Annotated in this window: 13 protein-coding genes; 3 read left to right on the top strand and 10 right to left on the bottom strand. The window is 32.1% G+C overall.

The genetic code is table 11. The features are described 5' to 3' along the window. Positions 1-277 precede the first annotated feature (277 nt). Complete coding sequence (locus tag WPG_RS01605; RefSeq protein WP_045468516.1) at positions 278-1,681, bottom strand: M20/M25/M40 family metallo-hydrolase; 1,404 nt, start codon at positions 1,679-1,681, stop codon at positions 278-280. Beyond that, complete coding sequence (locus WPG_RS01610) at positions 1,671-2,552, bottom strand: PPK2 family polyphosphate kinase (RefSeq protein WP_045468519.1); 882 nt, start codon at positions 2,550-2,552, stop codon at positions 1,671-1,673. The genes WPG_RS01605 and WPG_RS01610 overlap by 11 nt, the downstream gene beginning before the upstream one ends. 146 nt (positions 2,553-2,698) lie before the next feature. Here WPG_RS01610 and WPG_RS01615 point away from each other — a divergent pair, with 146 nt between their 5' ends. Next, positions 2,699-3,220, top strand: a complete 522-nt coding sequence (locus tag WPG_RS01615; protein WP_045468522.1) for a flavodoxin family protein — start codon at positions 2,699-2,701, stop codon at positions 3,218-3,220. An 11-nt stretch (positions 3,221-3,231) separates the two neighbouring features. Here the strand turns inward: WPG_RS01615 and WPG_RS01620 are convergent, their stop codons facing one another. The 7 genes from WPG_RS01620 to WPG_RS01650 all read right to left on the bottom strand — a co-directional run bounded on the left by WPG_RS01620 (position 3,232) and on the right by WPG_RS01650 (position 10,385). Beyond that, on the bottom strand, positions 3,232-4,395 hold the full coding sequence (locus tag WPG_RS01620; RefSeq protein ID WP_045468525.1) for a sigma-54-dependent transcriptional regulator: 1,164 nt from the start codon (positions 4,393-4,395) through the stop codon (positions 3,232-3,234). A 2-nt stretch (positions 4,396-4,397) separates the two neighbouring features. Further along, entirely contained in the window at positions 4,398-5,288 is an 891-nt protein-coding gene (locus WPG_RS01625) for a DUF6268 family outer membrane beta-barrel protein (protein WP_045468527.1), read from the bottom strand. A gap of 6 nt (positions 5,289-5,294) precedes the next feature. Beyond that, the gene (locus WPG_RS01630; protein ID WP_052471117.1) at positions 5,295-6,170 is read right to left on the bottom strand and encodes a mechanosensitive ion channel family protein; all 876 of its coding nucleotides are present in this window, start codon (positions 6,168-6,170) and stop codon (positions 5,295-5,297) included. Between the two features lie 3 nt (positions 6,171-6,173). Next, entirely contained in the window at positions 6,174-7,490 is a 1,317-nt protein-coding gene (locus WPG_RS01635; protein ID WP_045468529.1) for an ABC transporter permease, read from the bottom strand. 2 nt (positions 7,491-7,492) lie between these two features. Beyond that, the gene (locus WPG_RS01640) at positions 7,493-8,419 is read right to left on the bottom strand and encodes an ABC transporter ATP-binding protein (protein WP_045468532.1); all 927 of its coding nucleotides are present in this window, start codon (positions 8,417-8,419) and stop codon (positions 7,493-7,495) included. Positions 8,420-8,663: 244 nt separating this feature from the next. Beyond that, a complete protein-coding gene (dnaJ, locus tag WPG_RS01645) occupies positions 8,664-9,779 on the bottom strand; it encodes a molecular chaperone DnaJ (protein ID WP_045468535.1) in 1,116 nt (371 codons plus the stop codon). Positions 9,780-9,845: 66 nt separating this feature from the next. Then, positions 9,846-10,385: a nucleotide exchange factor GrpE gene (locus WPG_RS01650; protein ID WP_045468537.1), complete on the bottom strand. Its 540-nt coding sequence runs from the start codon at positions 10,383-10,385 to the stop codon at positions 9,846-9,848. Positions 10,386-10,551: 166 nt separating this feature from the next. Here WPG_RS01650 and WPG_RS01655 point away from each other — a divergent pair, with 166 nt between their 5' ends. Next, the gene (locus WPG_RS01655; RefSeq protein WP_045468539.1) at positions 10,552-11,205 is read left to right on the top strand and encodes a YceI family protein; all 654 of its coding nucleotides are present in this window, start codon (positions 10,552-10,554) and stop codon (positions 11,203-11,205) included. Positions 11,206-11,513: 308 nt separating this feature from the next. Here the strand turns inward: WPG_RS01655 and WPG_RS01660 are convergent, their stop codons facing one another. Continuing rightward, positions 11,514-11,699 (bottom strand): hypothetical protein, encoded by a 186-nt coding sequence (locus WPG_RS01660; RefSeq protein WP_045468541.1) that lies wholly within the window; start codon positions 11,697-11,699, stop codon positions 11,514-11,516. 52 nt (positions 11,700-11,751) lie between these two features. Here WPG_RS01660 and WPG_RS01665 point away from each other — a divergent pair, with 52 nt between their 5' ends. Then, positions 11,752-12,138, top strand: coding sequence for a nucleoside triphosphate pyrophosphohydrolase family protein (locus WPG_RS01665; protein ID WP_045468543.1), 387 nt, complete (start codon positions 11,752-11,754; stop codon positions 12,136-12,138). Positions 12,139-12,140: the final 2 nt, after the last annotated feature.

Raw genomic sequence — 12,140 nt, forward strand, 5'->3', positions numbered from 1 at the left:
AATCCAGAGTATCTTTAATTACCTTTTCTTTATTTCTAAATCTGTAAATAGAACAGATTAAAAGTATTAAACCTGTTATACATATAACACCACCACTATCAACTGTTGACTGCAAATATCTAGCATTTATAGCCACCTCTGGTTTGAAAAACAAGAGTTTAATTAAACCTGCAAAAAAAAAACCAAACCTAAACTTAGAATTAACCAATTCAAAAATCTATTTTCCTTACGAATTTCTTTTAACCTATGTTTATTGCCTCTTTTTTTCAATAGCTCTTTAATCCTTTATTTCTTTAGTTTTTGTAATCGTATCTGTACCATACTTATCCATCAAAAACACTAATGCAGTCATCGTAGCTGCACCTAACTCTAATTCGCGTTTATTTACGTGTTCAAATGTATCATTAGCTGCATGATGATGGTCGAAATAACGTTGCGAATCTGGTCTTAATCCAGCCAACACAGTATCATTATTTTTTAATGGGCCTATATCTGCACCACTACCTCCTTTTTCAAAATAGTGAATTAAATAAGGTTTAAATAAAGGTTTCCATGCTTCGACTTTTGAAAACATAAGATCACTGCAATCAAAACTGAAACCTCTTGGTGTAAATCCTCCTGCATCACTTTCTAAAGCGAATACATGCTTTTCATTCTTTTCTTTAGCAACCTCAGCGTACTTTCGCCCTCCTCTTAATCCATTTTCTTCATTCATAAACAATACGACTCTTATACTTCGTTTAGGGGTAATACCGCTCTCTTTTAATAAACGAATAACATCCATAGATTGCACAACTCCTGCACCATCATCATGTGCTCCATCTCCTAAATCCCATGAATCTAGATGACCACCAACTATCATAAATTCATTTGGATATTCGCTTCCTGTAATTTCACCAATAACATTGTATGATTGTACATCCTCAAATTGCTGACAACTTTGCTCAAAATAGAATTCAAGATTGCTATTATTTTTTAAAGCTTCACTTAATTTAACAGCATCATTAGTGCTAATTGCTGCTGAAGGAATACGTTTCTCAACAGGTAAATCTCCATAACTCATACTACCAGTATGTGGATAATCATCTTGTCGAGAACTTAGTGAACGCACTATGGTACCAAGAGCACCAAATTTTGCTGCTTCTGCTGCACCTCTATAGCGTTCAGTAGAACAACCACCATAAGCTTGAAACGTATTAATTAATTCTGTTTGTAAAGCTCTATTAATAAACACAATTTTACCTTTCACTTTTTCTGTGCCCAAGGCTTCTAAATCTTTGTACGTGCTTACTTCTAAAACCTTAGCCTTTATTCCTCCATTTGGTGTAGCAATAGAACCTCCTAAAGCACAAATATTAACTTTACTGATTTCACCAGAAATTTCAAAATATGCCATTTCCTTTTCACCTCTTACCCACTTTGGTACCATAACAGGTTGTAACCAAACTTTATCTAATCCAAGTTTCTCAAGTTCTGTTTTAGTATATTGCACAGCAAGTTCTGCGTTTGTTGATCCAGACAAACGACCACCTATATTATTAGATATATGATCTAACCAATCATAACTTTTACCATTAGTTAGTGATGTAGAATAAATTGTTTTTAAAACAGTTTCATCCGTTTGTGCATAGTTAAAAGTAAATACGCAACATAAAACTAAAGCAAGTAATCTAGTTTTCATTTTCTAATTGTTGTTTATATAAATTAATATTAGCTTTTTCGTCATCTGGTAATACTGGTTCTTCAATATCTGAATATGCGCTTAGTGTGTCATATAGAATTTTAGCAACCAGATAACGCGCCACTGGTTTATCATCTGCAGGAATGTTATACCATGGTGCATGTGGTTTAGAACTTCTATTTAAAACCTCCTCATAACAGTCTTGATATTTATCCCAAAGTTTACGCTCTTTTAAATCGCCTGAAGAAAATTTCCAATTTTTCTCTTGCTTGTTTAAACGCCTCAATAATCTGTATTTCTGCTCACCTTTAGAAAGATTCAAAAAGAATTTAAATATAATAGTACCATTTTCTGCTATGTGTTTTTCAAAATTATTAATCTGCTCATAACGTTTATCCCAAAAGGCATCGTCAATTTTTGAAACATCATCTATGCCTGGAATATTCTCACTCATTATATAATAAGGATGCACACGTGTTACTAAAACATTTTCGTAATGCGTTCTGTTAAAAACACCAAACTTTCCTCGAGCTGGCAAAGCAATATAATGTCTCCATAGATAATCGTGTTTTAATTCTAATTCGGTTGGTACTTTAAAACTGTGCACTTCCACACCTCTTACGTTAAAATCTTTGAACACTTCTCTTATCAAACTATCCTTTCCAGATGTGTCCATACCTTGCAAACATATTAACACGGAGTATTTTCCATGCGCATATAATGTATCTTGTAATTTTCCTAGCTTCTTACGAACCGATTTTAATTCGTCCTTAACCGTATCTTCATCTACATCAACATTAATCTTTGTTGGCTGGTCTTTAAGGTTAATTTTAGATGTAATTTTAAAATCATTAAGATCTATTGATATCATAAAGTCTATTAATTGAAGTAAAGTTTATTGAGCATTAAAGATATGAAAATTGCTATTGTTTTTCTCTTTATGATTATTTAATGTTTCTATTCAGAATTCAATATTTGTATGATGAAAATGTGTTATTTAGTGTTTATTAAATTCTTATGAGTAATACAGTAATTGTACAAGCAAGTTCTAGAAGTGTTGGAGACACAAGTAAAATTGTAAGCTATATAGAGTCAAAATATGGATTTGATGTCATTGATTTACATAAAAAAGAAATTAGTCATTACGATTACGAATTTAAAAATGTTGATGATGACTTCTTACCTACAATTACAAAAATCATAAAAACATATGACATCATTATTTTTGCAACGCCAGTATATTGGTATAACATGAGTGGGATTTTAAAAGTGTTTTTTGATAGAATTTCTGACCTTTTAGTTAATCACAAATCATTAGGAAGACAACTAAGAGGCAAGCAAATGGCAATGATAAGTTGTAGCAATGCGGGTGATTTAAAGGATGGATTTGATATGCCTTTTAGAGAATCAGCTGATTATCTTGGTATGACTTATCTAGGAAGTACGCATTCATGGATAGAAAAAAAAGCTATTAATCCAGAAGCTAAACTTCGGATTAATAACTTTTTTAATAATTTATCTATTACAAAAAGTAAGTAGATACTTCTATATTATTTACTAGCAAAAGCTTTGACATCACTTTCACTAACTTCTTTTCCACCAAGTATAATTAAACGCTCTACTACATTTCGTAATTCTCGAATGTTACCTGTCCAATCATAATTTTGCAGCAACTTAATCGCCTTATCCGAAAAGGACTTTTTTGCGTTGCCTTGCTCTTTAGAAATCTTATCTGTAAAATAATTTATCAATAAAGGAATATCTTCTCTTCTATCATTTAATGCAGGTACTTCAATTAATATCACAGCTAATCTGTGATATAAATCTTCTCTAAATTTCCCGTCCTCAATCTCCTTTTTTAAGTTTTTATTTGTTGCAGCAACAACACGTACATTGACTTTAATATCTTTATCGCTTCCTACACGTTGAATTCTACTTTCTTGCAAAGCACGTAGCACTTTAGCCTGAGCTGATAAGCTCATATCACCTATTTCATCTAAAAAAATAGTGCCTCCATTTGCAGCTTCAAACTTACCTGCTCTATCTTTTGCTGCTGATGTAAAAGCCCCTTTAACATGACCAAACAATTCGCTTTCTATTAATTCACTCGGAATTGCAGCACAATTAACTTCTATCATTGGGCCTTTAGAACGTTCACTTTTTTGGTGTAACCAATGTGCAACTAACTCTTTACCAGTTCCATTTGGACCAGTAACTAAAACACGTGCATCGGTTGGTGCCACTTTATCTATCATATCCTTAATACGGGCAATACCATCACTTTCACCAATCATTTCGTAGTTCTTGCTAACCTTCTTTTTTAGCATTTTGTTCTCAACTACGAGTTCTTTTCTGTCTAAAGCTATACGAACAGTATTTAATAATCGATTCAAATCTGGTGGTTTAGAAATGTAGTCGAAAGCACCTAAACGCATTGTATTTATTGCAGTATCTAAATCTCCATGACCAGAAATCATTACCATAGGTGTTTCTGGCTTTATTTTTTTAACGGCTTCGAGCACCTCAACACCATCCATTTTTGGCATTTTAATATCACACAATACTAAATCGTAGTCCTCTTTTTTTATTTTTTCAATTCCAGCTAAGCCATCTTCTGCCTCTTCAACCTGATAAGCATCACTTTCTTCCGAAAGGATTTTTACTAATACTCTGCGGATAGCCGCTTCATCTTCAATTATTAATATTTTTGACATAATTATATTTTAAATTTTATTCCGCTTCTAAAATAAAAAGCATTTAATTCATTTAATTTAAATACTTCATCTCTATTTTCATTTCTCAGCACATTATTCAGTCTAAAAGTATACCCAATATAAGAATAAGCTACTAAATGTTTTGTAAAACAATATTCATACCCAAGTCCACCTAAAACAATAGAAAGTGAAATATTATTCACAGTTCGCTCATTAATAAGCATCGGTTTTTGAATATTCGCAAAATAACCATCAAGACCAGCAAATACTTGTAACATATTATGTTCGTTAAAAAAGTATTTTAAATTAGATTTTGGTACTCCTACACTAAACGACCATTTGTCATTAACACGTCTATAATAACTTACAAACGGAAGTGGAAATGGAACTCCTGCAGTTGTATTGTATGTTAGACCAAAAATGAAACGATATGGTTTCTCAATATCTTTAGCATCGGTTCTATCTTTAACAGCAAAAATACCTCCATTTAAAAATATATCATCTGAAGTAATCGTACTTGTCAAAGTAGAAGCTATTCTTGGATTTACTTTTAATCCTAAACGCCAATTCTCGTTAGCCTTAAAGGTATACCCTAAATTTAAATCAATAATATTTAACCGATTCAAATTATTTTGATCAAACTGATAGTCATCTTCTAAATTCAGTATTATTCTATTGTATTCTGCTCCAACGATTAAGTAATCTTTATCCTTAATCTTAATAGGATAATTGACCGATGCTCTTAATCTTGTATAATTGTCTTCAGAGTTTCTGTTAGGTATAAATGAATACTCTAAACGAGCTAAATCAGTAAGTTGCGCTTCTGCAAAATGAAAACTACATACTAATATCCACACTAGCAATATATTACAATTTGAGAAGCGTTTAATCATATAATTTTATTTTTGAATAATATGGACATCGCGCTGTGGAAATGGAATCGATATATTATTTTCTCTAAATAAACGATCTATTTCAAATCGAATATCACTTTTAGGGAATGTAGCTTTAAAACTATCGTTTAAGGTAAATATAAGTTGAAAATTTAAAGAACTATCTCCAAAATCAGTAAATACAACTGTAGGCTCTGGAATATCTATAATGTCTTTATTAGCATGAGCAATTTGCAACAATATGTTTTTCACTAAGTGTACATCGCTTCCATAAGCGACACCAACAGAAACGCTCTCTCTAGTAAGTGTGCCGTTTTGAGTCCAGTTATATAACGAATTGGTTAAATATAAATGGTTTGGAATAACTAAAACCTTATTATCTATAGTTACAGCTCTTGTTGTTCTTAGTTTTATTTCTTCTATTCGTCCTACTTTTCCGTCTAACTCAATAATATCGCCAACATGAACCGACTGATCTACTAAAATAAATACACCAGAAATAATATCTTGAAATAAGGTCTGCAGTGCTAGACCAACACCAATTAGTAAAGCTGCTGATGCTGCAAATACAGCAGTCACATTAACTCCTACGCTATGCAGCGTTATTAAAAGAATGATTATATAGACAAGCCACCTAAAATAGCCATAAACAACATTAAACTTACCCTTATCTTCTTTAGGGAGGCTTCTTGTAACTATTCTAAGAATAATTCTTAGAATTATTGTGGTAAAAAATATTGCTGTAATAACAATTAGTACATCCAGGATTGAGATGCTAATTTTATCTCCTAAATCAATATGTTTATTAAGAAAATCACTTATTCGTTCCCAGCCAGAACTATCTTTTATTTTGTCTTCTATTTCATCTAAATCCTGAATCATAAATTAATACTTCAGCCATTTAAATAATTCCTTATAAGTAGGCTTTTTACCATACATTAATATACCTACACGATAAATTTTTGCTGCAAACCAAACAGCGAACATAAAAGTACCAATTAGTAGTAATAAAGAAAGCCCTTGTTGCCATAATGGTACACCAAAAGGAATACGCATTAACATTACTACTGGCGACGTAAATGGAATAAATGAAAATACCGTTGACACAGTACCATGAGGATCATCAATTACTGTAAATACACCTACATAAACAGCCAAGATCAAAGGCATTAAAATAGGCAACATAAATTGCTGAGTATCAGTTTCGTTATCAACAGCTGCACCAATAGCTGCGTACAATGAACTATATAACAAATAGCCACCAATAAAGAAAAATATAAATGCTACAACTAAATTAGCTAGAGGCAAATTATTTATTGCTGTGAGGCCATTTTCAACTATAGTCTGCATTTTGTCAGCTTCCATGGCTTGGTTCATTATCTCTTGTTGTTGCTGTGCCGATGTTTGCGCTATATCAATACCAAAAATCATGGACACAACTGTCATGAGTACACCTCCTAAGATTACCCAAATAGCAAACTGTGTCACTCCAGCTAATGAAGTTCCTATAATTTTACCCATCATTAATTGAATCGGTTTTACAGAAGAAATAATTATTTCAATAATTCGACTTGTTTTTTCCTCGATAACACTTCGCATTATCATATTTCCATAAATAATAATGAACATAAACAATAAGTAACCAGCAATACCACCAAAAGCTAGCTTAACAATATTATCTATTTTAGAACTTTTTTCTCCTTCGAAGCTCTCTTGAGCAATATCTATACTTGTTTTAGAAGCTTCAATCTGCGCGAGCGTTACACCATCTTTCTGAAGTTTCATATCTCGCAAGCGCTTTTCTATCTTTCGTTCTAAACTTGCCATTATAGTTATAGATGGAGACTCTTCAGAATAAAACTTTACATTATCGGTAAAAGCATCTAAAGAATCTACTTTAGAAATATGCAATAGTCCATAATCTTCTTTCTCTTTAACTAAAGTTACGGCATCTTCTACATTCAATCCGTTTAAAATCGTATAATTTGTATTTTGAGTATTTAAAAATACTTTATCTAAATATCCAGATTCATCTAAAACAGAAATGGTTCGAAGTTTATCATTATTAAGTTGAGCCAAATATGATACCACAGCAATAAGTGCAATCATAATTAATGGACTCAAAAAAGTCATTACAATGAAAGACTTGTTCTTAACCTTTGTAAGGTATTCTCTTTTTATAATGAGCGGTAAATGATTCATGCTTAGTTATTTTTTACAGTTTGAATAAAAATATCACTTGCAGAAGGAATAACTTCTACAAAATGGTGCACCTCGGCTTTGGCTGTTAAAAAAGAGAGTAAATCATTAGGTGACGTATTATCATCTATTCTTATATTCAACTTAATATCATCATTTAAATTTTTAAAAGTAGCCGGAAATACCTCAAACGTATTCTGAATTTCCGAAAGCACCCTATCTTTATTAGCAGATTCTAAACCAACTTCAAACGTGTTTGTCCTATATTGACGCTTAATATCATTCAGTTTACCATCTAAAACTTTGTTAGATTTATGAATCAATGCAATGTGATCGCAAAGCTCTTCAACAGATTCCATACGGTGGGTTGAAAATATAACTGTCGCACCTTCATCTCTCAATTGCAATATCTCATCTTTAATAAGATTAGCATTGATTGGATCAAAACCCGAAAAAGGTTCATCAAAAATTAATAGCTTAGGCTTATGCAATACAGTAACCACAAATTGAATCTTCTGAGCTTGACCTTTACTAAGCTCTTGAATTTTCTTATTCCACCAATCACCAATCTCTAACTTGTCGAACCAATATTTTAGTCTACTTTTAGCTTCAGATTTACTTAACCCTTTGAGTTGAGCCAAATACAAACATTGTTCTCCAACCTTCATTGATTTATATAATCCACGTTCTTCAGGCAAATAACCTATATCTCTTATATGTTCAGGTTTTAGAGCCTGTCCATCTAAAAGTACAGAACCTTCATCTGGCATGGTAATTTGATTAATAATACGAATTAGTGTAGTCTTACCTGCACCATTCGGACCTAAAAGCCCAAAAATGCTACCTTTTGGCACAGCAATAGATACTTTATTCAGTGCTCTAAAATTTCCAAAATTCTTAGACACGGAATTAGCAACTAATAAATCATTCATATATAATTAAGTTTTGGTGGTAAGTTAGCTCGTAAATATATTAAATGTTATAGAGTTTTAAAGTATAATTGACACACATTTATCCACTATTTATAAAGCTTAACAAGAAAAAATGTTAGAAAAACAAAACCCACCCTCGTGGTTAGACAAGGATGGGAAAAAATTGCTATGAAAAAGAAAAATTATCGCTAATTAGCATTAGCGATAACTCAAAGATAATATTTTTTCTTTAACAGAAGCTTTTTTATGAAAACATATCTTTTACTTTTTCAAAAAAAGATTTATCAGAGCTTTCTGGTTTAGGATCAAAGTGCTCATCTTCTTTCATGCTTTCAAAAAATTCTTTTTGCTTTTTACTTAAAGTCTTTGGAGTCCAAACATTTACATGCACAAGTAAATCTCCTTTACCATAACCATTAATACTTGGAATACCTTTACCTCTAAGTCTTAATATTTTACCAGATTGTACACCTGTTTCAATCTTAATTCTCACTTTACCAGTAACTGCATCAATTTCTTTAGAGGTCCCTAAAACTGCATCTGGCAAACTCACGTACATATCGTAATGCAAATTATCGCCTTCTCGTTTTAATGTTGGGTGATCCTCCTCGGAGATTACGACTAATAAATCACCAGCAATGCCATTTCCTGGTGCATCATTACCTTTTCCAGTAACTTTTAATTGCATCCCATCTTCAACACCAGCAGGAATCTTAACCGAAACCGTTTCTTCTGAAATTTTTAAACCTTGAGCATCCGCATCAGAAGGCTTTTTATCAATAATTTGACCTGATCCACCACATGTAGGACATGCAGCAGATGTCTGCATACGTCCCAATATTGTATTTGTAACTCTAGTTACTTGGCCAGCACCATTACAAGTATTACAGGTTTTGTATGTTGTACCTTCTGCTTGTATTTTACGTTTTACTTTTATTTTCTTTTCTACACCATTAGCAACCTCTTCGAGCGACAGTTTTACGCGAATACGTAAATTACTTCCTTTCACTACACGCTGTCTTCCGCCTCCGCCAAAACCACTAAACCCGCCTCCACCAAAGCCACCACCGAAAATATCCCCAAATTGACTAAAGATATCATCCATGTTCATTCCGCCTCCGCCGAAACCACCTCCACCATCAAAAGCTTGATGACCAAACTGATCGTAACGTGCTCTTTTGTCTGCATTAGATAAAACTTCATAAGCTTCTGCTGCTTTCTTAAACTTTTCTTCAGCATCTGTATTATCTGGATTTTTATCCGGATGATACTTTAAAGCCATCTTACGATATGCCTTTTTAATTTCAGCATCAGTTGCACCTTTACTTATACCTAATACTTCGTAATAATCTTCTTTCATGTTTACTGCCCACGAAAGTGGGTATCTTTTAATTTATTTCCAAAAAATTAGAAAAACTAGCTTTATTTATTGCCCAATAACAACTTTAGGAAAACGAATGACTTTATCGCCTAATTTATATCCACGTTCTACAACGTCAATAATTTTTCCTTTTAAATCATCACTAGGAGCAGGAATTTGAGTTACAGCTTCATGGTCATCTGCATTAAAAACATCACCTTGTTTTACTTCGATTTTAGATAAGCCCTTTTGCTCTAAAGTATTTATCAATTTATTATAAATTAATAAAACTCCTTTACGCAATTCTTCAGCTTCTTTATCATCTTCAATGTGTGTCAAAGCTCGCTCAAAATCATCTAAAACTGGTAACACAGCTACCATAACATCTTGACTTGCTGTCTTAAATAACTCAATACGCTCTTTAGTCGTTCGTTTTTTATAATTCTCAAATTCTGCGAACAAACGCATAAACTTATCTTTCTCAGCAGCTAGTTGATCTTGTAACTGCTCTTCCGGAGATTTTTGTTCTTCTACTTCAACTTCAGATGTTGCAGTATCTTCTACCTGTGGTTCTTCCACGTCTTTATTTTTATTTTTTTTACTCATTTTGAGTGCTATTTTTTAATCTAAAATTAAATCTTCGATTTAGAGATGGCAAAAGTACTGCCATTATTATAAAAATGTCAAAATGTCATTAACATTTTTTTATAAAGTTTTAGGTAAGTATATTATTAACTTTGCGTCTTAAAAATAAATCAAAACAAACACTAACATGAAAACCTCATTTATTAAAATTTTCGCTTTTATAGCCTTAATTTCATTTACAAACTGTAATGATAAAGCTAAAGAAGCAGAAACGACAAAAGCTGAAGAAGCTGCTGTAGCAGAAATAACTGCTGTATCCTACGAAACGAACACAGACCAATCAATGATTGAATGGAAAGGCTTTAAACCTACTGGATCTCATAATGGAACCATTGGCATTAAAAATGGTAAACTAAAAATTAACAACGGAGCTATTGAGGGTGGAAAGTTTTTAATAGATATGAATACTATCGTCGTTACTGATATCCCAGCTGAAAAAAAAGGGAATGGGAAACTTGTAGGTCATTTAAAAAGTGCTGACTTTTTTGATGTAGAGGCTTTTCCTGTAGCACAATTTGAAATTACAGGTTCTGAAACTGTAGAAGGTAAAACAATCCTTTCTGGTAACTTAAAATTGAAAGATGCTACAAATAACATTAGTTTCCCAGTGACTTCTAGTGTAATTGATGGTAAAGTAACTTTAACTAGTGAAACTTTTACAATTGATCGCTCTAAGTGGAATGTAAAACATGGATCAAAATCTTTCTTTGATAACTTAGGTGATAGTTTTATTAATGATGATATTGAACTGAAAGTTACTTTGGTAGGAGCAAGTAAATAGTCGTTCAATTAAAATATTTAAACTAAAAGCAGCTTTTTCGAGCTGCTTTTTAATTATCTTTTTATTTGAATCTAATAAGGGTATAATATTTATACTTTCAAATAGATTTAGAGTATTAAAGCGGGATAGTTTTGCACTGAAACATTTTCTGATCTAGACTAGTTTTTTTTTAATTAACGTTGTTTCTTATTTGAGCTGAAGTATAGAAGTGCACCATTAATAATTACTAAAACCAAAATTGCATAGAGAAAAATCATAGTGTTCTTTTTTAATAAAACAACTGAGACCTAAAAACTCCTAAAAAATAATTACATAAAAATAAACTTAACTGCAGCTATCATACCTATAAAGCCAATAAAAGCAAGAAGTACCCAAATAGTTCCTTTATAATAGCGCTTATGAAGTTTCAAATCCTTTCGATACTGAAAGGCAATAACGATAGCGAAGATTATAAAGAATAATATTCCAAAAATCAATTGACCAGTACTAAACATTAGCTTATTTTTATGCAAAAATAGGAATTAAGCCACTAATAAACTAACAACAATGCAAGACAAAATCAATGCAGTAAAAACATTTCATACCGCCTTCAAAATAGGACATAGAGAAACACCAAAAGCAGACTTAGGCATAGATAAAAATATGTTACGCTATAAATTAATGCGCGAAGAGAATGAAGAATATTTAGAAGCTGCTAATGAGAATGATTTAGTAGAAGTTGCTGATGCACTTGGTGATATGCTTTACATTTTATGTGGCACAATTATAGAGCATGGTATGCAATACAAAATCGAAGAGGTTTTTGAAGAAATTCAACGTAGTAATATGAGTAAACTTGGAGACGATGGCGAACCAATTTACAGAGAAGACGGTAAAGTTTTAAAAGGACCTAACTACTTCAAGCCTCATATAAAAGAGATTTTAGAAAAATAAAT

It is taken from the genome of Winogradskyella sp. PG-2 (assembly GCF_000828715.1).
In the GTDB taxonomy this organism is placed as follows: Bacteria; Bacteroidota; Bacteroidia; order Flavobacteriales; family Flavobacteriaceae; genus Winogradskyella.